We start from the raw sequence: 21,530 nt of genomic DNA, 5'->3' as shown, positions 1-21,530 counted from the left end.
GGGAGCAGGTTGAGCAGGATCGACGTTTTTGTGGCGCCGCGGCCCAATGCGACGCTGATCAAGGCCATGACATTCGTCAACCGCATTGTCATGCTGCACGGCATTCCGGGGCTTCGCGACCTGTTGCCGTTCAACCGTCTGGCCGGTCTGCGCGGCGTCGCCAATGTCCGCCACATCGATTTTCCGGAGGACGACCGGCAAAGGTTGAAGGCTTGTTGCGGCGCGGGCAAGGCGACGTTCATCACGCCCAACCATCCGGAGTTCTTTACCGACTGGATGATCGACAAGGAGGTCGTCTCGCGGGTAAGCCCGCTGGCGGCATCCTGGGCCACGCACGGCGTCGTCAACGGGCTTGGCCGGCTGATGCAGAAATTCTGGCTGGCCAACAATCTAATCGCCCAAATCCCGGGCAATAGCGGGGCCGCCAAGGAACATTCGGTGGCCTGGGCGCTGAAAGGGCACGGCGTTCTCCTGCATCCCGAAGGCGGCGTCGGCTGGCATGCCAACATCGTTGCCCCGCTGCTGCCGGGCGCGGTCGAGATGGGGCTCGAAGCGCTGAAGCGCGGCCGCCTGACGGATCCGGATTTCAAAGTTTGGATCGCGCCCGTGATCTGGAAGCTCGCTTTCACGGGGAATGTCGAGGCAGCGCTGGCAAAGGAGTGCGCCTACGTCGAGCGCAGCCTGAAGATCGAACGCCATGCCGCCGATTCGCTGCCGGAGCGCGTCCATCGTATCTATGCGACATTGCTGTCGCGCGATGAGGCTGCATATGGCCTGCGGTCCGATGAGCGGGTTTCGTATGACGCACGTCAGAAGGACCTGCTCGTGGAACTCGGCCGTCGCCTTGCTGAACTTGTCTCGGTCGGCGCCGGCACGCTCGACAGTGGCGAGCTTTTGCGCCGGTCGCGCCGCTGGCTGCGAGAAAACACGGATGATACCGGAAGCCGGAAGCAGGTCCGAACGCTGGCGGATACGATCCAGCGCTTGCGGCGTGTCGGGCCCTGGGCTTCAGCCAATCCGCGCATCACGCAGGAGGAGATCGCCGAACACTTGAAGCGGATCCGCAACGATTATTGCAAGGGTACACTGCGCGATACGATCGACCGTTTCGTGCCGCAGCCGGCAGGCCCACGCCGCGCCCATATCCGGGTGCCGGACCCTTTAGGCTTGCACGCCTATAAAGGCTCCGTCGAGGCGGCACTCGTCGAACTGCACGACCGCATGCAGGAGACCATCACCAGCACCATAGCGCAACTCCAGGCCGGCGGCGGCTTCATTTTCTATGCTAATCCCTTCTATCATCGTTAGCGGCGTGTTGGTCGGCGCAAGATGAAGGAGTGCGGCAAGCCCCATGGCGGTCTATGTCGATGCGGCGATCTGGAAATGGGTCGGCCACCGCTGGTGTCATCTGCTGGCAGACGACACCGACGAGCTGCATCGCTTCGCCGCGCAGCTCGGCATCAAGCGCTCGTCCTACCAAGGGCCGCCGAAGACATCGGCGCCGCATTATGACATAACCGGGTTCGAGCGCGACCGCGCGGTGCGGCTCGGCGCCATCGAGTGCAGCCGCGAGGAGATCGTCGCTGTTTTCCGGCGTGTGCGCGTGCCGAGGGGGAAGATGCGACGATGACATTGACGGCATTTTTGGCTTACTGCGCCGCGATCACATTTGCCGCCGCCACGCCTGGTCCGGCGATGTTCACGGTTATCGCCAATGGCGTCTCGCTTGGCTTCGTTCGCGCTTTCCTGGCTGGACTCGGCATCGCCGCAGGCGACGCGGTGCTGGTCACCTTGGCACTGCTCGGTCTCGTGGCGCTGGTACAGGCCTTCGAATGGGTTTTTTTAATCCTGAAGTATGCGGGTGCTGCCTATCTGGTGTTTCTCGGCATCCGGATGTGGCGATCGGCCTCCGCGCGATCGCATGGACAGCACGCAACCCAGGCAAGACTGTCTCGATCGTTTTTCCTCGGTATCTCCATCGCATTGGGCAATCCCAAGGCGATCCTGTTCCACGCCTCTATCATCATGCCGCTGATTCTTGACCTCAATACGATGACCTTCGCCGATGGGCTGCTCGTGGTTGCGGTCGTGATCTGCGTCAACATCGTCACCATGGGCTTCTACGCAGCGCTCTCCGGGCGGGCTTCGAGCTGGTTCAAGACGCCAAGGCGCATGCGGCTGATGAACAGGTTTGCCGGCGGCGCCATGATAGGCACCGGTGCGCTGATCGCCGCACGCTGAGCCGCAAGACGCCACAGCGCTTGCGTTTGTCGCGCATCCCCTCTATATGCGCGCACATTCCACACACGGACTTTGGTGTCTGCCCGGGAGAAATCCGGCGGAAACCTCCGGTGGCGTTCGAGGACCAAGTCCAAAAAATGCCTGTGTCCGTGGAGGCTAACCGGAAAGGAAATAAGAATGGCTCTGCCTGATTTCAGCATGCGCCAGCTATTGGAAGCTGGCATTCACTTCGGCCACCAGACCCACCGCTGGAATCCGAAAATGGCGCCCTATATCTACGGCGCCCGCAACAACATCCACATCATCGACCTCTCGCAGACGGTGCCTTTGCTGCACCAGGCGCTGAAGCAGGTTTCCGACACTGTTGCCAAGGGCGGCCGCGTGCTGTTCGTCGGCACCAAGCGCCAGGCCTCCGACATCGTCGCCGATGCCGCGCAGCGCTCGGCTCAGTACTATGTTAACTCGCGCTGGCTCGGCGGCATGCTGACCAACTGGAAGACGATCTCGAATTCCATCCAGCGCCTGCGCAAGCTCGACGAGATGCTGGCCGGCGAGGCTCAGGGCCTGACCAAGAAGGAGCGCCTCAACCTCGACCGCGAGCGTGAGAAGCTCGACAAGGCGCTGGGCGGCATCAAGGATATGGGTTCGACGCCCGATTTGATGTTCGTGATCGATACCAACAAGGAAGCGATCGCCATCCTCGAGGCCAAGCGTCTCGGCATCCCGGTCGTTGCCATCATCGATTCCAACTGCGACCCGGACAAGATCGACTTCCCGATCCCCGGCAATGACGATGCGGCCCGCGCCATCCAGCTCTATTGCGATCTGATTGCCAAGGCTGCGATCGACGGCATCGCCCGCCAGCAGGGCGCACTCGGCGTCGACATCGGCGCATCGGTCGAGGCTCCGGTCGAGCCGGCGCTCGAACCGACCCCGGCCGCCGAGAGCCCGGCAACCCAGACCCCGGAAGCATAATAGCGAAGGCCGGCTGCGGCCTTCATCTTTCCAATATGTTGGCGCGGTAAGCGCTACCGGCACCAGGCGCATCATCGAAACTCGATGGTGCGTCGGTGCATTTAGACAAAGAGGCGACAATGAGCATTTCGGCTGCACAGGTCAAAGAACTCCGCGACTTGACCGGCGCGGGCATGATGGACTGCAAGGCGGCGTTGAACGAGACCAACGGCAACATGGAAGAAGCCATCGACTGGCTGCGCAAGAAGGGCATTTCCAAGGCCGACAAGAAGGCTGGCCGTACTGCTGCCGAAGGCCTGATCGGCGTCGATTCCGGCGTCCGCGAGGCAGCGATCGTCGAGGTCAATTCCGAGACGGATTTCGTTGCGCGCAATGCTGCGTTCCAGGAGATCGTCGCCAATGTCGCGAAGGTCGCGCTTGCCTATGGCGGCAAGACCGAGGCCGTTGCCGCTGCTCCCTATCCGGGCTCGGGCAAGTCGGTCACCGAGACCATCAAGGACGCAGTCGGCACCATCGGCGAGAATCTGGGCTTCCGCCGCTCGGCCAAGCTCACCGTCGAGCACGGCGCTGTCGCAACCTACGTCCACAATGCGGTTGCCGACGGCCTTGGCAAGCTCGGCGTGCTGGTCGCCATCGAGACGACAGGCAACGCGCAGGCCGCCAACGCCTTTGCCCGCCAAGTCGCCATGCATGTCGCCGCCACCAACCCGATGGCCTTGACCACCGAAGAGCTCGATCCGGCCGCGGTCGAGCGCGAGAAGGCGATCTTCGCCGACCAGGCGCGCCAGTCCGGCAAGCCGGAAGCGATCATCGAGAAGATGGTCGAGGGCCGTTTGCGCAAGTTCTACGAAGAGGTCGTGCTGCTCAAGCAGGCTTTCGTGCTCAATCCCGACATCACCGTCGAGAAGGCGCTGAAGGATGCCGAAAGCGAGATCGGCGCGCCGGCCAAAATCGCCGCCTATCTGCGCTTCGCGCTCGGTGAGGGCATCGAGAAGGAAGAGACCGATTTCGCGGCGGAAGTCGCGGCAGCGGTCAAGAAGTAAACTATTCGTTTGAAAGGCTTTTTCGGCCGGGTGTCCGCGAGGATGCCCGGCCGATTTCTTGCGCGGTGTCGATAAAGGCGCGGAGCTTCGGGGCCATCGCGGCGCGGCGCGGGAAATAGAGGAACAGTCCCGGTTCCTCGATCGATGCCTCGCCAAGGACTTCGACCAGCCGGCCTGCCTCGATGTCGGGCTTGACAAGCGGCTCGAACAGATATGCGAGGCCGATGCCGGCAAGGGCCATGTCTTTTGCCGACAGCGGTTCGCTGACGACGACGCTGCCGCGCGTCTCGACGCCGATATCCTTGCCCTGGTCTGACAGATCCCAACGGTAGAGCGCACGTGATCGCAACAGCCGATAGCCGATGCAGTTGCGGGTGGAGAGATCAGCAATTGTTCGCGGCTTTCCGTGGCGGCCGATATAGGCCGGAGAGGCGACAATGGTCGTCCGGAACGGCTGAGTCAGCCGCACCGTCACCATATCCTCGGCGATCATCTCGCCCAGCCGGATGCCGGCGTCGAAACCCTCGCCGACGATATCGCTCAGACGTTCGTCGGTGACGATCTCCACCGTCACGTCAGGGTAACGTTCCGCCATCGCCGTCAGGATGGGCATCAGCGCCAGAGGCAGCGCCAAACGCGGCGCGTTGATCCTGAGCAGTCCGCTTGCCCGGCCTTTGACAGAGCGGATGCGTTCGATCCGGTCGGCAATGTCTTCCAGCGCCGGCTCCGCCGCAGCGACGAGGGCGGTGCCAGCCTCGGTCAGCGAGACGCTGCGTGTGGTGCGGGCAAACAACGGCTGGCCGATTCGCTCCTCCACCAGCCGCACCGCATGGCTGACCGCTGACGGGCTCATGCCGAGCTCGGCGGCCGCCGAGGCGAAGCCGCCACGCCGCGCGACGGCAACGATTATAGGTAGGTGGCTAAGCAGATCGCGATCCATTCATGCATGGTATCGCATAGTCCATTCGGATAATGCAATCTTATCGGATGGGGAAGAAGAACGCATCTTTGGCTGCATCACACGGCAATCGCCGAGCAGCCAAGGAGACGTCCAATGACCGACCTCAAGTCCGAACGAACCCGTAATCTCGAGACAGTGCGTAAATTCTTTGACCTGATGCACCGCAAGGACATTGAGGCATGGGGCAACCTTTGGGCTGAAGATGGCCGAATCCTTGTCTTCTACCCGCCGGCAGGATTTGGAAGCAGCATCGATGGTAAGGCCGCGATCCTGGCGGCCTTCCGAGGCCTCTTCGGCAATTTCGAATCCTTCGACTCCCAGCTGACAGCCGTCTATCCGGCAGCGGATTCGGACGCGATCGTCGTTGAGTACAAGAACCGCGCGATGCTGATTTGGCGGCTCTGAATACACCAACAGCAATATCGCGATCTTCCGCTTCGAGAGCGGTCTGATCAGCGCCTACCACGACTATTTCGATCCGCGTCGGTTCCAGGTGGTGGTCGATGCGCTGGCCAAGGCCTGACTGCATATCGCAGGCAAGGACCTCAATCCCGTTTTCAAATTTCAGGAGAAAATCCATGACCATGTCCTACTACACGCTCGGCAACAGCGGGCTGCGTGTCACTCGTCTGGCGCTCGGCACCATGACGTTCGGCACGGAATGGGGCTGGGGCGCGGAGAAGGAAACGGCGCGCGCCTTGGTTGATGCCTATGTCGAAGCCGGTGGCAATTTCTTCGATACCGCCGATCTCTATACCGGTGGCACGGCCGAAACCTGGCTCGGCGAATTCATCGCCGAGCGTGGGCTGCGCGACAAGGCGGTGATCAGTACCAAATTCACCTACAACGCCGAACCGGGTAATCCAAATGCCGGCGGCAACGGCCGTAAGAACATCCTGCGGGCGGTAGACGGTTCGCTGAAGCGGCTCGGCACCGATTACATCGACCTCTACATCCTCCATACCTGGGACAGGCTGACGCCACCGGAGGAGGTGATGCGGACGCTGGACGATCTGGTGCGCGCCGGAAAGATCCGGCATGTCGGTCTGTCCGACGTGCCGGCCTGGTACGCAAGCCGGGCGCAGGCGATCGCCGAGCATCGCGGCTATGAACCGGTTTCGGCGCTTCAGCTCGAATATTCGCTGGCCGAGCGCAACATCGAGCACGAGTTCGTGCCGTTCGGCACGCGCTATGGCGCTGGAATCATGGTCTGGAGTCCGTTGGCCAGCGGCCTGCTCAGCGGAAAATACCGTTTCGATACAATCGTCAAGGATGGTGGCCGGCTGGAGACAATGCGTGGTTCGACCAATCCCGGTTTCCAGAAATTCACCGACCGCAACTGGCAAATCGTCGCCGAACTGGAGAGGGTTGCCGGCCAGCTCGGCCGCAGCATGGCCCAGGTCGCCCTGAACTGGGCGGCAAACAGGCCAGGCATTGCGTCCGTCATCGTCGGCTCCACCAGGCTTGACCAGCTCAAGGACAATCTCGGCGCGCTTGATTTCGACATTCCCGAAGACCTTCGGGCACGGCTCGATGCGGTGAGCCGGCCGGTCACGCCCTTTCCGTATTCGTTCTTCGGCCCTGAAATACAAGGCGGCTTGACCGGTGGGCAGGCGGTTGGCGACAAGCCGGCAAGCTATCTGCCGGATCTGCTCATGCAAGGCACTTTTGCCGGCGTGAGCTGACGGCTATCCCAGTCCACGATCTCAACTTTCCGGCTCGGGCGCCGCGTGACATCGCGGCGCCCTTCGTGTATCGGAACGCCCAGTGTTTCGGGGCGCCACCGAAGCGCGTCACACGCATGATGACGAGGACCAGATGACGGTGAAGCCCCTCTACCGACGTGTCTTGCTGAAAGCGTCGGGCGAAGCGTTGATGGGCGAACAGCATTTCGGCATCGACGTATCGGTGGTCGACCGCATCGCCGCCGACATTGCCGAGGCCCGCGCACTGGGCATCGAGGTCGGTGTCGTCATCGGCGGCGGCAACATCTTTCGCGGCGTCGCGGTTGCATCAAAAGGCGGAGACCGCGTCACCGGCGACCATATGGGCATGCTTGCCACGGTCATCAATTCGCTGGCGCTACGCACCTCGCTCAACAAGATCGGCGTCGACGCCGTGGTGTTGTCGGCGATCGCCATGCCCGAGCTGTGCGAAAGTTTTTCGCAGCGTCAGGCAACCGCCTACATGAACCAGGGCAAGGTCGTCATCTTCGCCGGTGGCACCGGCAATCCGTTTTTCACTACCGATTCGGCTGCAGCCCTTCGCGCCGCCGAGATCGGCGCCGATGCTTTGTTCAAGGGCACTCAGGTCGATGGCGTCTATTCGGCTGATCCCAAGAAGGACCCGAACGCGACACGCTTCGAGCGCATCAGCCATAGCGACGTCATAAAACGCGGGCTTTCGATCATGGATACCGCGGCGATTGCACTTGCGCGCGAAAACAACATTCCGATAATCGTCTATTCGATCCACGAGAAGGGTGGTTTCGGTGATATCCTGCGTGGCGGCGGCCGTTGCACGGTTGTCGCCGACGATTAATCCGGACCGTGAACCCGAAAGAGGGACCAGTTCGCGGATTGAGGCTCGAACAGGGTTTTACCCTCAAGGCAGTGAACCCGGGCTAAACGGGTCGAGGAGACGATGATGAGTGGCGAATACGACGATCTCAAACGGCGCATGGACGGGGCGATCGCCGCGTTCAAGCATGATCTGGCTTCGCTGCGCACCGGCCGCGCGTCGAGCAGCCTGCTCGACGCCATCCAGGTGCAGGCCTACGGCACCGCCATGCCGATCAACCAGGTGGCAACCGTGTCGGTGCCGGAGCCGCGCATGATCTCGGTTTCGGTCTGGGACAAGTCGATGGTCAGTGCCGTCGACCGCGCCATCCGTGAATCCAATCTCGGCTTCAATCCAATCGTAGACGGCACCAATCTCAGGATCCCGTTGCCTGAACTCAACGAGCAGCGCCGCAAGGAGCTTGTCAAGATCTCGCACGGCTATGCCGAGAATGCCCGCGTCGCTGTGCGTCACGTTCGCCGGGACGGCATGGACTTTCTGAAAAAGGCGGAAAAGGACGGCGACATCAGCGAGGACGACCACCGCAAACGGGCCGACCAGGTTCAGAAACTAACCGACGAGACAATCAGCACCATCGACCACCTGCTTTCCGACAAGGAAGCGGAAATCATGCAGGTCTAGGGTCTGGCCACGGCTGGCCCGGAAGCGAGAACATGGCAACGCCCGCGCATGTCGCGATCATCATGGACGGAAACGGACGCTGGGCCAAGGCGCGCGGCTTGCCGCGGCTCGCCGGTCACCGCGCCGGCGTCGAAGCGCTGCGCAAGACGGTGCGCGCCGCCCCTAACCTGGGCATCTCCTTCCTGACCGTCTACGCTTTCTCGTCGGAAAACTGGTCACGGCCGAAATCCGAAGTCAGCGACCTCATGGGCCTGCTGAAGCTTTTCATCCGACGCGATCTCGCCGAGTTGCACCAGAGCGGCGTCCGAATCAGGGTCGTCGGTGACAGGGCAGGGCTGCAGCCCGACATAAGAGGCCTGCTCGAGGAAGCCGAAACGCTCACTCTCCGCAACGAGGCGCTGACGCTGGTCATCGCCTTCAATTATGGCGGGCGCGACGAGATCGTCCGCACAGCGCGCAAGCTCGCCGCGGCGGTGGCGCGTGGCGAGATCGACAGCGAAGCGATCACGGCAGAGTCCTTCGCCAACTCGCTCGATACAGAGGGCATTCCGGACCCGGAACTGGTTATCCGCACCAGCGGCGAGCTTCGGCTGTCGAATTTCCTGTTATGGCAGGCCGCCTACAGCGAACTTGTTTTTTTGCCTTGCTACTGGCCCGACTTCAGTCGCGAGCACCTGTCCGATGCACTGCGCGATTTCGCCGGCCGCGAGCGCCGCTTCGGCGGACTTGCCGCCCAAGACGTCGCCTCGGGCTGAGGGATGAGCAACCTTCAGCTCCGCGTCATTTCGGCCGTCGTGCTTGCCATCGTTACGCTCGGCCTGACCTGGCTTGGCGGACTGCCCTTCCGGTTGCTTTGCGCTGCCATGGCGGCGGTGATCTTCTACGAGTGGACGCGGATGAGCCGCCCCGTTGCGCCGGCAGGTGCTAATGCTACGGCAGGTTTCCGCTTTCTGCCCGAGGCGCTGATCGTGGTCTTTATCGGTGCCCTCATCGCCGGCCTGCCTGCGTCTTTGCTGCTGCCGCTCGTCGCGGCTCTGGTTGCTGTCGCTGCCATCGCGGCGTCGATGCGCAAGGCAGGACCGTGGGAAGCATCCGGCCTTGCCTATGCGGCGGTTTCCGGCCTGTCGCTGGCCTTCTTGCGCGACGGCGACCGTTCCGGGCTGCTGGCCATCCTCTTTCTGTTCGCCGTGGTTTGGGCGACCGATATTTTTGCATATTTCGTCGGCCGCTCCGTCGGTGGTCCAAGGCTGGCGCCGTCGATCTCGCCGGGCAAGACGCGGAGCGGGGCGCTCGGCGGGGCGATCGGCGGCGTGGTGGCCGGGCTGCTTCTGGCCGCCATAGCCGGAACGGGCAACGTTGTCGTGCTTGGCGTGATCGCACTGGTGCTTTCGATCGTCGCGCAAGCCGGCGACCTGTTCGAATCATGGGTCAAGCGACGCCACGGCCGTAAGGACTCCGGCGCGCTAATACCCGGCCATGGCGGCATCATGGACCGGGTCGACGGGCTTGTCGCGGCGGCTTTCGCCCTATACGTCATCGGCTGGATTTCCGCGACCGCCGACCATCCCGCACAGGGACTGTTCCCGGTTTGAGCGGCATCCGACGGCGGGCTGGCGCGGGTTGCGCCATGGATTCGCCTGGATTGATGTCACAGTCGCGGCGTGACCTGCGCCGTGGATGAATTTGAGGGCATGAATTGAACGAGATTCTTCACGCGGTTTTCAGCACAGAGGGCTTTGTCCTCGGCACGCTGGTGCCTTTCCTGTTCGTGCTGACCGTGGTCGTTTTCGTCCACGAAATGGGCCACTACCTCGTCGGCCGCTGGTGCGGTATCGGCGCAAAGGCCTTTTCGATCGGTTTTGGTCCTGAAATCATCGGCTTCAACGACAGCCGCGGCACGCGCTGGAAGCTTTGCGCCATACCGCTCGGCGGCTACGTCAAGTTCGTCGGCGACATGAACGCGACGTCGAGCCAGCCCAGCTCGGAGGAGATCGAGGCGCTGAGCGACGAAGAACGCAAGGTCGCCTTCCACACGCAGCCGATCTGGAAGCGCGCGGCGACAGTGGTGGCGGGGCCGCTGTTCAACTTCCTGCTGACGATCGCTGTCTTTTCCGTGCTTTTTTCTGTCCATGGCCGTCCCGTGCTGGAGCCGATGGTGGCTGAGGTTACCGTCGGCAGTGCGGCGGCGGCGGCCGGCATCATGCCCGGCGACCGATTCGTCAGCGTCGACGGCAGCAAGGTCGAGACCTTTGCCGACGTCCAGCGTCTGGTCTCCGGCCGTGCCGGCGACAGCATCACCTTCGTCATGCTACGCGGCGGCAAGGAAATCACCGTCACGGCGACGCCGCGCTTGATGGAACAACAGGACGCACTGGGCAACAAGGTCCAGGTGGCCGTGATCGGCGTCGTCAACAACAAGGAACTCGGCCAGCCACGGCTGATCACCTACAGTCCGGCCGGGGCGGTCGGGGCAGCGGTCCAGGAAACCGGACACGTCATTCAGCGCACCGGCCAGTTCCTGCAACGTTTCGTTGTCGGTCGCGAGGACAAGTGCCAGCTGGGCGGCCCTATCAAGATCGCCAAGATGTCGGGTCAGGCGGCAAAGCTCGGCTTTGAATGGCTCGTACAGCTTGTTGCATTCCTGTCAGTCGGGATCGGGATTCTCAACCTTTTGCCGATTCCCCCCCTCGACGGAGGGCATCTTCTGTTCTACGGCGTGGAGGCTGTCATCCGGCGGCCGGTGTCCGAACGGATGATGGAAATGGCTTACCGAAGCGGCCTCATATTGGTGCTCGGCTTCATGGGCTTTGTTTTCTGGAACGATCTGTTTGGGTGCTGAAATCATGAAGGAATTTGGCTTCGGCACGAGCAATGTTGAGACGCCGTTTACCATGCGTGGGGATATGCGTGACGCGAAAGCCACGCCACAGGGTTAAGTAAATACAAATTAACCAGAAGCCTTGCGTGTAGGGAAAATCCGGTTAATACGGTAGGGGAAATTACCGCACGTCCGGTTTTCTCGCCGTGGGGACTTCGAGAAAAGGTACAAAAGCCCGATGAAGGCAGCATCCAAGTTTCTGAGCGCCGCGTCCGCGGTGGCTATGTCCGCCGCTCTGGTTGTACCAGGCGCGCTCGCAGTGCAGTTCGTTGCCACATCGGCCGCCGAGGCGGCTGTCGTCTCCAGAGTCGAAGTCACCGGCAATCAGCGTGTCGACGCGGACACCATCCGCAATTACGTGACGATCAAGCCGGGCAAGGCGTTTTCCAGCTCCGACATCGACGATGCGGTCAAGGCGCTGTTCGGCACCGGGCTGTTTTCGGACGTGCAGATCAACCAAGTCGGATCGACGCTGGTCATCAAGGTTTCCGAATACCAGGTCGTCAACCAGGTGCTGTTCCAGGGCAACAAGAAGCTCAAGGACAACGCGCTTGAAGCTGCGGTGCAATTGAAGCCGCGCAGCACCTTCTCGCAACAGCAACTCGACACCGACGTTGAGGCGGTCAAGGCCGCTTACAGGCGTATCGGCCGCGACGACGCCGCCGTGACCACCCAGATCATGGATCTCGGCGACAACCGCGTGAACGTGGTCTTCAACATCAACGAAGGCGGCCGCACCCAGATCGCAGCGATCAATTTCGTCGGCAACAGCGCCTATTCGAGCCGCCGTCTGTCGGACATCATCTCCACCAAGCGCTCGTCCTTCCTTTCCTTCGTGCTGCGCGACGACGTCTATGACGAGGACAAGCTGCGGGCCGACCAAGAGCTGTTGCGCCGCTTCTATTACAATCACGGCTATGCCGACTTCCAGGTCGTCTCGGCTGTCGGCGAACTCGACGACACCACCAACAAATACACCGTCACCATCACGGTGCAGGAGGGCGAGCGTTATACGTTCGGCGATGTCAGTGTCGAAAGCACAATCCCCGAGGTCGACAGCAAGTCGCTTGAATCGGTAGTCCAGACCCACAAGGGCGATGTCTATAACGCCAAGGACGTCGAGGACACGATCATCGCGCTGACCGAGAAAGTCGCCGGTTCGGGCTATGCCTTCGCCCAGGTGACGCCGCGCGGCGATCGCAACTTCGAAAACCACACGATCTCGGTTGTGTATACAATCGACCAGGGCACCAAGGCCTATATCGAGCGCATCGAGATCCGCGGAAACGATCGAACGCGCGACTACGTCATTCGCCGCGAATTCGATGTCAGCGAAGGCGATGCGTTCAACCAGGTTCTCATCCAGCGCGCGAAGAGGCGGCTGGAAGCGCTCGATTATTTTGAGAAAGTCGAGATTTCCACCGTTCCGGGCTCTGAGCCGGACCAGGTCGTGTTGGTGGTCGACGTAGTCGAGAAGTCGACCGGTGAATTCTCGATCGGTGCCGGCTATTCGACTGGTGGCGAAACGTCAGGTCCGTCCGTCGAAGGTTCTATCAGTGAGCGCAATTTCCTCGGTCGCGGCCAATTCATCAAGGTGGCGGCGGGCGGCGGCAAGAACTCGCGCGACTACAGCTTCTCTTTCACCGAACCTTATTTCCTTGGGCGGCGCATCGCGGCCGGCTTCGACATCTACAAGCAGAGCCGAAACTACGACCATTACGACAGCGATACGACGGGCGCGACAGTGCGTTTCGGTCTGCCGATCACCGACAACATCACGACGCAGCTCGCGTACAATATCGCGCAAGAGAAGTACGAGTTCGACGAAGACTGCGACCCAATGGCCGGTTGCAACGTCTCCCAGGCGATCCAAAACGGAGTTAACGAGAGCCCATGGCTCAAGTCGTCGGTCAGCCTCGGCCTGATCTACAACACCATCGACGACATGAAGAACCCGCATGACGGGCTTTATGCCAATGTCAACACCGAAGTGGCCGGCGTCGGCGGCGACGCCAAGTTCATCAAGGTCACGGCGCGCGGCAGCATCTATCAGACGTTGTCCGAACAATTGGATCTGGTAGGCCTCATTTCCGGCGGCGCCGGCCATGTCCAGGGATATGGCGGCGGCGATCTACGTGTCTTCGACCATTTCCAGAGCAGCGACCGTATGATCCGCGGCTTCGAATATGGTGGCATCGGTCCGGTTGCCTTGGACAACCGCAACGACCATCTCGGCGGAACCACTTATTTCAACGCCTCGGCCGAAGCCCAGTTCCCGCTGCCGGTTATCCCGGAAAGCTTCGGCCTCCGCGGGGCAGTGTTTGCCGATGCGGCAACGCTCTACGGCAGCAAGATTGCAAGTGGCCTCGTCGATCAGTCGACAACCGGAATGGAATGGCGCGCTTCTGTCGGTGTCGGCCTGATGTGGGCATCGCCCTTCGGTCCGATCCGCATCGACTATGCGATCCCGGTCAAGAAGGAAAAGACCGACGACGTGCAGGAATTCAACTTCGGTATATCGACCCGCTTCTGATGTGCGGGTAACGATGCTTCCGGCTCGTTTGGATCCGGATGGGCGGTGACCCGACACTACAGCGCAGCGCGTCCTATTGGACACGCAAAGGATGTTGTAGCACTTTGTTTTTGCGCATGATCCTTTCCGAGGATCGACTTCCGATTTCCGGGGTCATGCGCTAGCTGGATATTGCTTCTGGAATGACCGATCCGGTGTTCTTCGCGCCCTCACGCCGGTATACGGCCGGCGAAGTCGCGAATCTGACCGGCTCGACGCTTGTCGATTCCGGTCTCTCCGATGTATCGATCGAGGCTCTGGCGCCCGCCAACGAAGGCGGCGAGAACGCGCTTGTCTTCGTCGATGGGAGGCGCAATTTCGCGCTGATGCAGTCACTGCGGGCGGCAGCGGTTCTCTGCCCCGCCGAATTTGCCGGCAAGGCGCCGGCGGGCATTGCGGTGCTGGTGCATCCGCGCCCGCAGCAGGCTTTCGCAATGGTCGGGCGCCTGCTTTTCCCGGCGGCTGCAACGCCTGGACCGATGACCGGCGAAACCGGTATCTCGCCGCACGCCCATGTCGATCCGACCGCCCATGTCGAGGCCGGTGCGATCATCGAAGCAGGCGCGGTCATCGGGCCGCGCGCTGCCATCGGCAGCGGAACCGTCATTGCCCCGCATGCGGTTATCGGTCCTTCCTCTCAGATCGGCCGCGACGGCTATGTCGGTCCAGGTGCAAGCGTGCAATATGCGTTGATCGGCAATCGCGTCATCATCCATGGCGGTGCCAGGATCGGCCAGGATGGCTTCGGTTTCGTTGCCGGCGCCAAGGGTCCGGAGCGGGTTCCGCAGATCGGCCGCGTCATCATTCAGGACGACGTCGAGATCGGCTCGAATACGACCGTCGATCGCGGCGCCATGTCCGACACGATCATCGGCCAGGGCACCAAGATCGACAATCTGGTGCAGATCGCCCACAACGTTCGCATCGGCCGCAATTGCATTATAGCCGGGCTTTCGGGTATTTCCGGTTCGGTGACGGTAGGCGACAACGTCACCATGGGTGGCGGCGTCGGCCTTGCGGATCATTTGACCATCGGGTCCGGGGCCAAGCTTGCCGCAAGAAGCGGGTTTATGAGCAATGTGCCTGCAGGTGAGATTTGGGGAGGATATCCGGCGCAGCCGATGGCGGAAGCCATGCGCGAGATAGCGGCCTTGCGCAGACTTGCACGGACGCGCAAACAGGGTGAGGGGGGAAATGGCTGAGATCGCAGCGGCGACGCTCGAAGCGGTTGACATAATGCGGCTGATGAAGCTCCTGCCGCACCGCTATCCGTTCTTGATGATCGACCGCATTGTCGACATAGATGGCGACGAATCCGCCATCGGCATCAAGAACGTCACCATAAACGAGCCGCATTTCCAAGGTCATTTCCCCGACCAGCCGGTCATGCCCGGCGTGCTCATCATCGAGGCGATGGCGCAGACGGCCGGCGCCATCTGCATCCGCAGCCTCGGTACGGAAAAGCCGTCGCTGGTTTATTTCCTGACCATCGACAACGCCAAGTTCCGCAAGCCGGTCGTTCCAGGCGACCAATTGAAAATTCATGTGAAGAAAATCAAGAAACGCGGCAATCTTCTCAAATTCGCCTGCGAGGCCCTCGTCGATGGCACCAAGGCGGCGGAAGCCGAGATCTCGGCAATGATGGTCGCAAGCGGCTGACAAACGAATGCTAATGAAAATCCAGACAGTCATCCATCCATCGTCGGTCATCGAGGCAGGCGCCCAAATCGGCGAAGGCGCCCGCATCGGACCCTTCTGCTACGTCGGCCCCGACGCCGTGATCGGCGACCGTGTCGAACTGGTCAGCCATGTGTCGGTGATGGGCGCGACCACCATCGGTGCATCGACCAAGGTCTATCCGATGGCGATACTGGGCGGGCCGCCGCAGAACACCAAGCACAAGGGCGGCCGTACCACGCTGGTGATCGGCGAGAACTGCGCGATCCGCGAAGGCGTCACCATGCATCTCGGCACCGATTCCAGCCGCGGCGAAACGACGATCGGCGACAACGGCAATTTCCTCGCCTATGCCCACATTGCACATGACTGCGTGGTCGGCAGGAACGCCACCTTCGCCAATCAAGCGACGTTAGGCGGGCATTGCGAAGTCGGTGACAATGTCTACATCGGCGGCCTTACCGCGGTTCATCAGTTTGTCCGCATCGGCGATAACGCCTTTCTCGGCGGTTGCTCGGCGATCGTCGGCGACGTCATTCCCTACGCCATCGCCGTTGGCAACCGTGCCAGCCTTCGCGGCCTCAACATCATTGGCCTGAAGCGCGCCGGCCTGCCGCGTTCCGAGATCCACTTGCTGCGCAAAGCCTACAACACGATCTTCGATCGCTCTCGGACCGTCGGCGAAAACATCGAGTTCGCCAAGGCGGAATTCGCCTCGTCGCCGACGGCCATGAAGATCGTCGATTTCATCGCTGGCCGCGGCAAGCGGCACTATGCCGTGCCGTCGCTCAAAGGTGGCGACGGCGACGATACCGATGATGAAGACTGAGGGCAGATGACGAAGATTGAGGCTGCCGGAAAGGGCCTTGATCTCGCGCCAGATGCCAAGGTCGGCATCATCGCCGGCGGCGGCAGTCTCCCGGTCGAAATTGCCCGAGCGCTCGCCCGGCAAGGCAAACCTCCCTTCGTCGTCATGGCGGCGGGCGAGGTCGACCGCATAGTCGATTTCGAGCCCTATGAGCAGGCAAGCTTGAGGCTGGAGGACGTCGGCTCGCTGCTGCCGATGCTCAAGCGGCATCACGTTACGCATCTGGTGACCGCGGGACATATTACGCGCCGCCCCATGCTGAGCGCCATGCGCCTCAATTTGGGCCTGCTCGCCTGGCTACCCAGCCTTCTCGTCGGTGTAACCCGGGGGGACGATACGGTGCTGAAACTGTTCGTGCGCAGGATCGAGCGCAGCGGCATCAAGGTTGTCGGCGCTCACGAGATCGTGCCGGAACTGGTCGCCGCCGAAGGCCCGCTGACCAAGATGGCGCCACGCAAATCCGACTGGCGCGACATCGAGGCGGCGCACGCTGCAGCAAAAGCTATCGGCGCGCTGGATATTGGCCAGGCGGCTGTTGCGGTTGGTGGCCGCGCCATCGCGCTGGAAGGCGTCGAGGGCACAGACGGGCTGCTCGAGCGGACAAAACAATTACGCGGGCACGGCAGGCTGGCTGGCAGGAGCCGTGGTGTTTTGGTCAAATGCGCCAAGCCCGGTCAGGAACTGCGTGCCGATCTGCCCTCCATTGGCCCGCTGACCGTCGAGGCGGCGCATGCCGCCGGACTGGCCGGCATTGCCGTCGAAGCCGGCCGCTCGCTGGTGCTCGAATGTCCTGCCACCATCGGGCGTGCCAATGCACTCGGCCTGTTCGTGATCGGCCTGCCTGCTGCGGAGCCGGCGCATGGCGAATGAGCAGCCGTTGAAGATAGCCGTCGTCGCCGGCGAGGAGTCCGGCGACCTGCTTGGCGCCGACCTTGTGCAGGCGTTAAAGCGCATGACCGGGCGCGAAGTTCGGCTCGTAGGCATCGGCGGCCGCCATTTGCAGGCGCTCGGTTTGGCGCCATTGTTCGACGGCAGCGAGATCGCGCTGATGGGGCTTAGCGCTATCCTGCGCGACCTGCCGCGCCTGATGCGGCGGATCGGCCAGACGGCAAACGCGATTGTCGATGAAAAGCCCGACTGCCTTATCACCATCGACAGTCCGGATTTCTCGCTGCGCGTCGCCAAGAAGGTGCGCGCCGCCGATCCGACGATCCCGATCGTCCACTATGTCTGCCCGAGCGTATGGGCTTGGCGGCCGGGCAGGGCGGCGGCAATGAAGCCATATGTCGATCACATTCTTTGTATCCTGCCGTTCGAGGTGAAGGAACTCGCTCGCCTGGGCGGGCCGCCCGGCACCTATGTCGGGCATCGCCTTGCACACGATCCGGGCATAGTCAGTGCCGCCAGGGCGCAGGCGCAGCCGCGTGACCTCTCCGCCGACCGTGTGAAAACGTTGCTTGTATTGCCCGGTTCGCGTCGCGGCGAGGTGCGGCGCCTGGTCGGGCCGTTCGGCGAAACGGTATCGATCCTGCGGGCGCGCGGGCACCGCTTGCGCTTGCTGTTGCCGACGGTGCCGCACGTCGCCGACCTGGTCAGGACCTCGGTCGCGAGCTGGAACGAGAAGCCGGAGATCATCCTTGATGCCGAACGCAAATGGCAGACCTTCGGCAAGGCCGATGCGGCGCTGATCGCGTCGGGGACGGTATCGCTGGAACTGGCACTGGCGGGCGTGCCGATGATCTCCTGCTACCGGCTCGATCCGGTCATGCGCATGGCGCAGGGACTGATCAAAGTTTGGAGCGCAGCCTTGCCCAATCTCATCGCCGACCGGCCGGTCGTGCCGGAACACTACAACCAATATGTGCGTCCGCATTATCTGGCGCGCCAGCTGGAGGCGCTATTCTCCGATACCGCCTACCGCGCCTGGCAGAAGGACGGTTTTGCCGACATCGCCGGGCGTATGGCAACCGACAAGCCGTCAGGCGAGATGGCGGCGGGGGTGGTGATGGGTATGGTGAGGAAGTGAGCGAGTAGTGAGTAGCGAATAGGAAATGGTGCTGGCCGTAACAGCCAAGCTGCTTCAGCTACTACTCGCTACTCGCTACTCGCTACTCGCTACTCGCTACTCGCTACTCGCTACTCGCTACTTTCACCGCTTCGCGATCGGCACGTAATCCCGTTCCGGCGCACCGGTATAAAGCTGGCGCGGACGGCCGATCTTCTGGTGCGGGTCCTCGATCATCTCCTTCCACTGCGCAATCCAGCCGACGGTGCGGGCAACCGCGAACAGCACGGTGAACATGGTAGTGGGGAAGCCCAGCGCCTTCAGCGTGATGCCGGAATAGAAATCGACGTTGGGGTAGAGCTTCTTCTCGATGAAATAGGAATCGGTCAGCGCGATCTTTTCCAGCTCCATGGCGATGTCGAGCAGCGGATCGTCCTTGATGCCGAGCTCGCCCAGGACTTCGTGCGCGGTCTTCTGCATGATCTTGGCGCGCGGATCGTAGTTCTTATAAACGCGGTGGCCAAAGCCCATCAATCGGAACGGATCGTTCTTATCCTTGGCGCGCGCAATGAATTCCGGGATGTGATCGACATGGCCGATCTCGCCCAACATGTTCAGGGCTGCCTCGTTGGCTCCGCCATGTGCAGGACCCCACAGGCAGGCGATGCCGGCAGCGATACAGGCAAAGGGATTGGCGCCCGACGAGCCGGCGAGGCGGACGGTCGAGGTCGAGGCGTTCTGCTCGTGGTCGGCGTGCAGGATGAAGATGCGCTCCATCGCGCGCGCCAGCACCGGATTGATCTTGTATTCCTCGCAAGGCACGGCGAAGCACATATGCAGGAAGTTGGCTGCGAAATTCAGTTCGTTCTTCGGATAAATGAACGGCTGGCCGATGTGGTATTTATACGCCATCGCCGCGATCGTCGGCATCTTGGCGATCAGCCGCATAGAGGCGACCATGCGTTGATAAGGGTCCGAGATATCGGTGGAATCGTGATAGAAGGCCGACAGCGCGCCGACCACGCCGCACATCACCGCCATCGGATGCGCATCGCGGCGGAAGCCGGTGAAGAAGCGCGACATCTGCTCATGCACCATGGTGTGGCGCGTCACCCGGTAGTCGAAATCGTCCTTCTGCGCCTTGGTCGGTAGTTCTCCGTAGAGCAAGAGATAGCAGACTTCGAGGAAGTCGCCGTGCTCGGCCAGCTGGTCGATCGGGTAGCCGCGGTGCAAGAGAATACCGGCATCGCCATCGATGAAGGTGATTTCCGATTCGCAGCTCGCCGTCGACGTAAAACCGGGATCGTAGGTAAATACGCCGGTGGTGCTGTAGAGCGAACCGATGTCGATGACATCAGGTCCTACCGAACCACTTCGTATCTTGAATTCATGGGTTTTGCCGTCGAGTTCCAGTTTTGCCGTCGACGCCTGGGTTTTGCCGCCAAATTCCATCTTTGTCGCAGGTTCGGTCATAGCAAACTCCTTTTTGTTTCCTCAGGCCGGCAACGGCAAAACATTGAACCCAACACGTCAAAAGCATCGGAATACGCACATTTGCGCCCGCAATTGAATCTGCGCGCCAGATTAGGCCAAGACCCAATGTTGCACTGCGAAACACACCTTTCAATGCCAATCTTCTTGGGCCAGTTTCCTAATCGATTTGATCAGCAATCCGCGCCAGGCTTTCCTCGCGGCCAAGCACGGCCAGCACATCGAAGACGCCGGGCGAGGTGCTTTTGCCGGTGAGCGCGGCGCGCAGAGGTTGGGCCACGGCGCCGAGTTTGTGGCCTCCGGCCTGCGCATAGTCGCGGATCGCGGCTTCCGCCGAGGCGGCAGACCAGTCCGAAATCGTGGCCAGTGCCGCATGAGCGCCCCGCAGGATCGCGCGCGCCTCACCGCTGAGCAGCGCCGCCGCCTTCTCGTCGACCGGCATCGGCCGCTCGACGAACAGGAATGCAGCCCCTTCAACAAGTTCGACCAGCGTCTTGGCGCGCTCCTTCAGGCCTGGCAAAGCGGCAAGCAATTGCGCCTTGCGTCTGTCGTCGAGGCTAGCTGCGATCGCCGGACCGCCGTCGAGATAGGGCAGAGTGGCGATGAAGATGTCGAGCAGCGCCGCGTCGTTCATGCGGCGCATGTGCACGCCGTTCAGCGCCTCGAGCTTGGCGAAGTCGAAACGGGCGGCGCCTTTGTTGACGTCGCCAATGTCGAACCATGCGATCATGTTGGCGATCGACATGATCTCATCGTCGCCGTGGCTCCAGCCAAGCCTCGCCAGATAATTGAGCAGCGCCTCCGGCAGGTAGCCCATGGCGCGATAGGCCTCGACGCCGAGCGCACCGTGCCGTTTCGACAGCTTGGCGCCGTCGGCACCGTGGATCAGCGGGATATGCGACATCGACGGCACCTCCCACCCCATGGCATGGTAGATCACCGTCTGGCGGGCGGCGTTGGTCAAATGGTCGTCGCCGCGGATGATGTGGGTGACGCCCATGTCGTGATCGTCGACGACGACGGCATGCATGTAGGTCGGGTTGCCGTCCGAGCGCAGAATAATGAAATCGTCGAGATCCTTGTTGGGAAAGCGCACGTCGCCCTGGACGCGGTCATGCACAACCGTCTCGCCGTCTGTCGGCGCCTTGATGCGGATCGCCCCCTTGGCGCCGGCCGGCGCCTCGGAGGGGTCGCGGTCGCGCCAGCGGCCGTCATAGCGGGGAGGCAGCCCCTTGGCTCGTGCGCTCTCGCGCATTGCCTCCAACTCGGCAGGCGTCGCGTAACAATAATAGGCCCTGCCCATGCGAACGAGTTCCTCGGCCACCTCGCGATGGCGCGGCGCACGCTCGAACTGCGACACCGGCTCACCGTCCCATGTCAGGCCAAGCCAGGAAAGCCCGTCGAGGATGGCCGCGGTTGCCGCATCGGTGGAACGCTCGCGGTCGGTGTCCTCGATGCGCAGCAGCATCGTGCCGGCTGTGTGCTTGGCATACAGCCAGTTGAACAGCGCCGTGCGCGCCCCGCCAATATGCAGATAGCCGGTGGGCGAGGGGGCAAAACGGGTGACGACCTTGTCGGGCATGGAACTCTCAGGCAGGCGAAGGAAGTGGGTTTGCGG

Annotated in this window: 21 protein-coding genes; 18 read left to right on the top strand and 3 right to left on the bottom strand. The window is 62.0% G+C overall.

What is annotated here, in order from left to right; all coding sequences use genetic code 11:
• The first annotated feature begins 9 nt into the window (after positions 1-9).
• From NKH37_RS01905 to tsf, 5 genes are all read left to right on the top strand, one after another.
• Complete coding sequence (locus NKH37_RS01905) at positions 10-1,308, top strand: lysophospholipid acyltransferase family protein (RefSeq protein ID WP_023717737.1); 1,299 nt, start codon at positions 10-12, stop codon at positions 1,306-1,308.
• 43 nt (positions 1,309-1,351) lie between these two features.
• Complete coding sequence (locus NKH37_RS01900) at positions 1,352-1,630, top strand: DUF4031 domain-containing protein (protein WP_023717736.1); 279 nt, start codon at positions 1,352-1,354, stop codon at positions 1,628-1,630.
• Positions 1,627-2,241 carry a LysE family translocator gene (locus NKH37_RS01895; protein ID WP_353004246.1) on the top strand — a complete coding sequence of 205 codons (615 nt, stop codon included), beginning with the start codon at positions 1,627-1,629 and terminating at the stop codon, positions 2,239-2,241. Before NKH37_RS01900 ends, NKH37_RS01895 begins: the two co-directional genes overlap by 4 nt.
• A 177-nt stretch (positions 2,242-2,418) precedes the next feature.
• A complete protein-coding gene (gene rpsB, locus NKH37_RS01890) occupies positions 2,419-3,216 on the top strand; it encodes a 30S ribosomal protein S2 (RefSeq protein ID WP_023717734.1) in 798 nt (265 codons plus the stop codon).
• Positions 3,217-3,335: 119 nt separating this feature from the next.
• Positions 3,336-4,259, top strand: coding sequence for a translation elongation factor Ts (gene tsf / locus NKH37_RS01885; protein ID WP_023717733.1), 924 nt, complete (start codon positions 3,336-3,338; stop codon positions 4,257-4,259).
• Between the two features lies 1 nt (position 4,260).
• Here the strand turns inward: tsf and NKH37_RS01880 are convergent, their stop codons facing one another.
• The gene (locus tag NKH37_RS01880; protein WP_023717732.1) at positions 4,261-5,199 is read right to left on the bottom strand and encodes a LysR family transcriptional regulator; all 939 of its coding nucleotides are present in this window, start codon (positions 5,197-5,199) and stop codon (positions 4,261-4,263) included.
• Positions 5,200-5,313: 114 nt separating this feature from the next.
• Here NKH37_RS01880 and NKH37_RS01875 point away from each other — a divergent pair, with 114 nt between their 5' ends.
• From NKH37_RS01875 to lpxB, 13 genes are all read left to right on the top strand, one after another.
• On the top strand, positions 5,314-5,625 hold the full coding sequence (locus tag NKH37_RS01875; RefSeq protein ID WP_352961502.1) for a nuclear transport factor 2 family protein: 312 nt from the start codon (positions 5,314-5,316) through the stop codon (positions 5,623-5,625).
• A 173-nt stretch (positions 5,626-5,798) separates the two neighbouring features.
• Positions 5,799-6,905: an aldo/keto reductase gene (locus NKH37_RS01870; protein WP_352844083.1), complete on the top strand. Its 1,107-nt coding sequence runs from the start codon at positions 5,799-5,801 to the stop codon at positions 6,903-6,905.
• 133 nt (positions 6,906-7,038) lie between these two features.
• A complete protein-coding gene (pyrH, locus tag NKH37_RS01865) occupies positions 7,039-7,761 on the top strand; it encodes a UMP kinase (RefSeq protein WP_023717729.1) in 723 nt (240 codons plus the stop codon).
• A 105-nt stretch (positions 7,762-7,866) separates the two neighbouring features.
• Positions 7,867-8,421 carry a ribosome recycling factor gene (frr, locus tag NKH37_RS01860; RefSeq protein ID WP_084642476.1) on the top strand — a complete coding sequence of 185 codons (555 nt, stop codon included), beginning with the start codon at positions 7,867-7,869 and terminating at the stop codon, positions 8,419-8,421.
• Between the two features lie 32 nt (positions 8,422-8,453).
• Positions 8,454-9,176 (top strand): isoprenyl transferase, encoded by a 723-nt coding sequence (locus NKH37_RS01855; RefSeq protein WP_353004248.1) that lies wholly within the window; start codon positions 8,454-8,456, stop codon positions 9,174-9,176.
• 3 nt (positions 9,177-9,179) lie between these two features.
• Positions 9,180-10,013, top strand: a complete 834-nt coding sequence (locus NKH37_RS01850) for a phosphatidate cytidylyltransferase (RefSeq protein ID WP_023717726.1) — start codon at positions 9,180-9,182, stop codon at positions 10,011-10,013.
• Positions 10,014-10,117: 104 nt separating this feature from the next.
• Positions 10,118-11,260 (top strand): RIP metalloprotease RseP, encoded by a 1,143-nt coding sequence (gene rseP, locus NKH37_RS01845; protein ID WP_353004250.1) that lies wholly within the window; start codon positions 10,118-10,120, stop codon positions 11,258-11,260.
• Between the two features lie 217 nt (positions 11,261-11,477).
• Positions 11,478-13,832, top strand: a complete 2,355-nt coding sequence (bamA, locus tag NKH37_RS01840; protein ID WP_352482671.1) for an outer membrane protein assembly factor BamA — start codon at positions 11,478-11,480, stop codon at positions 13,830-13,832.
• A gap of 182 nt (positions 13,833-14,014) precedes the next feature.
• A complete protein-coding gene (gene lpxD, locus NKH37_RS01835; RefSeq protein WP_352482670.1) occupies positions 14,015-15,073 on the top strand; it encodes a UDP-3-O-(3-hydroxymyristoyl)glucosamine N-acyltransferase in 1,059 nt (352 codons plus the stop codon).
• Positions 15,066-15,530, top strand: a complete 465-nt coding sequence (gene fabZ / locus NKH37_RS01830; RefSeq protein WP_023717722.1) for a 3-hydroxyacyl-ACP dehydratase FabZ — start codon at positions 15,066-15,068, stop codon at positions 15,528-15,530. The genes lpxD and fabZ overlap by 8 nt, the downstream gene beginning before the upstream one ends.
• Positions 15,531-15,543: 13 nt before the next feature.
• Complete coding sequence (gene lpxA, locus NKH37_RS01825; protein WP_023717721.1) at positions 15,544-16,377, top strand: acyl-ACP--UDP-N-acetylglucosamine O-acyltransferase; 834 nt, start codon at positions 15,544-15,546, stop codon at positions 16,375-16,377.
• 6 nt (positions 16,378-16,383) lie between these two features.
• Positions 16,384-17,286, top strand: coding sequence for an LpxI family protein (locus NKH37_RS01820; RefSeq protein WP_353004252.1), 903 nt, complete (start codon positions 16,384-16,386; stop codon positions 17,284-17,286).
• Complete coding sequence (lpxB, locus tag NKH37_RS01815; protein ID WP_023717719.1) at positions 17,276-18,442, top strand: lipid-A-disaccharide synthase; 1,167 nt, start codon at positions 17,276-17,278, stop codon at positions 18,440-18,442. The genes NKH37_RS01820 and lpxB overlap by 11 nt, the downstream gene beginning before the upstream one ends.
• Before the next feature lie 123 nt (positions 18,443-18,565).
• On the opposite strand, the gene gltA is transcribed toward lpxB, so the two are convergent.
• On the bottom strand, positions 18,566-19,894 hold the full coding sequence (gene gltA, locus NKH37_RS01810; RefSeq protein ID WP_023717718.1) for a citrate synthase: 1,329 nt from the start codon (positions 19,892-19,894) through the stop codon (positions 18,566-18,568).
• A gap of 178 nt (positions 19,895-20,072) precedes the next feature.
• Positions 20,073-21,494 (bottom strand): glutamate--tRNA ligase, encoded by a 1,422-nt coding sequence (gene gltX / locus NKH37_RS01805; RefSeq protein WP_353004253.1) that lies wholly within the window; start codon positions 21,492-21,494, stop codon positions 20,073-20,075.
• Between the last annotated feature and the right edge of the window lie 36 nt (positions 21,495-21,530).

Origin of the sequence: Mesorhizobium sp. M1217 (assembly GCF_040318275.1) — a bacterium.
Classification (GTDB): Bacteria; Pseudomonadota; Alphaproteobacteria; order Rhizobiales; family Rhizobiaceae; genus Mesorhizobium.
Note: the sequence above shows the minus strand (reverse complement) of the source record. Positions and strands in the feature narration are given on the sequence as shown.

What these genes read in the sequence shown, in the direction of transcription:
- NKH37_RS01900 (WP_023717736.1), top strand. Translation starts at nt 1,352, where the DNA reads ATGGCGGTCTATGTCGATGCGGCGATCTGGAAATGGGTCGGCCACCGC.
- NKH37_RS01895 (WP_353004246.1), top strand. Translation starts at nt 1,627, where the DNA reads ATGACATTGACGGCATTTTTGGCTTACTGCGCCGCGATCACATTTGCC.
- rpsB (WP_023717734.1), top strand. Translation starts at nt 2,419, where the DNA reads ATGGCTCTGCCTGATTTCAGCATGCGCCAGCTATTGGAAGCTGGCATT.
- tsf (WP_023717733.1), top strand. Translation starts at nt 3,336, where the DNA reads ATGAGCATTTCGGCTGCACAGGTCAAAGAACTCCGCGACTTGACCGGC.
- NKH37_RS01880 (WP_023717732.1), bottom strand. Translation starts at nt 5,199, where the DNA reads ATGGATCGCGATCTGCTTAGCCACCTACCTATAATCGTTGCCGTCGCG.
- NKH37_RS01875 (WP_352961502.1), top strand. Translation starts at nt 5,314, where the DNA reads ATGACCGACCTCAAGTCCGAACGAACCCGTAATCTCGAGACAGTGCGT.
- NKH37_RS01870 (WP_352844083.1), top strand. Translation starts at nt 5,799, where the DNA reads ATGACCATGTCCTACTACACGCTCGGCAACAGCGGGCTGCGTGTCACT.
- pyrH (WP_023717729.1), top strand. Translation starts at nt 7,039, where the DNA reads ATGACGGTGAAGCCCCTCTACCGACGTGTCTTGCTGAAAGCGTCGGGC.
- frr (WP_084642476.1), top strand. Translation starts at nt 7,867, where the DNA reads ATGAGTGGCGAATACGACGATCTCAAACGGCGCATGGACGGGGCGATC.
- NKH37_RS01855 (WP_353004248.1), top strand. Translation starts at nt 8,454, where the DNA reads ATGGCAACGCCCGCGCATGTCGCGATCATCATGGACGGAAACGGACGC.
- NKH37_RS01850 (WP_023717726.1), top strand. Translation starts at nt 9,180, where the DNA reads ATGAGCAACCTTCAGCTCCGCGTCATTTCGGCCGTCGTGCTTGCCATC.
- bamA (WP_352482671.1), top strand. Translation starts at nt 11,478, where the DNA reads ATGAAGGCAGCATCCAAGTTTCTGAGCGCCGCGTCCGCGGTGGCTATG.
- lpxD (WP_352482670.1), top strand. Translation starts at nt 14,015, where the DNA reads ATGACCGATCCGGTGTTCTTCGCGCCCTCACGCCGGTATACGGCCGGC.
- fabZ (WP_023717722.1), top strand. Translation starts at nt 15,066, where the DNA reads ATGGCTGAGATCGCAGCGGCGACGCTCGAAGCGGTTGACATAATGCGG.
- lpxA (WP_023717721.1), top strand. Translation starts at nt 15,544, where the DNA reads ATGAAAATCCAGACAGTCATCCATCCATCGTCGGTCATCGAGGCAGGC.
- NKH37_RS01820 (WP_353004252.1), top strand. Translation starts at nt 16,384, where the DNA reads ATGACGAAGATTGAGGCTGCCGGAAAGGGCCTTGATCTCGCGCCAGAT.
- lpxB (WP_023717719.1), top strand. Translation starts at nt 17,276, where the DNA reads ATGGCGAATGAGCAGCCGTTGAAGATAGCCGTCGTCGCCGGCGAGGAG.
- gltA (WP_023717718.1), bottom strand. Translation starts at nt 19,894, where the DNA reads ATGACCGAACCTGCGACAAAGATGGAATTTGGCGGCAAAACCCAGGCG.
- gltX (WP_353004253.1), bottom strand. Translation starts at nt 21,494, where the DNA reads ATGCCCGACAAGGTCGTCACCCGTTTTGCCCCCTCGCCCACCGGCTAT.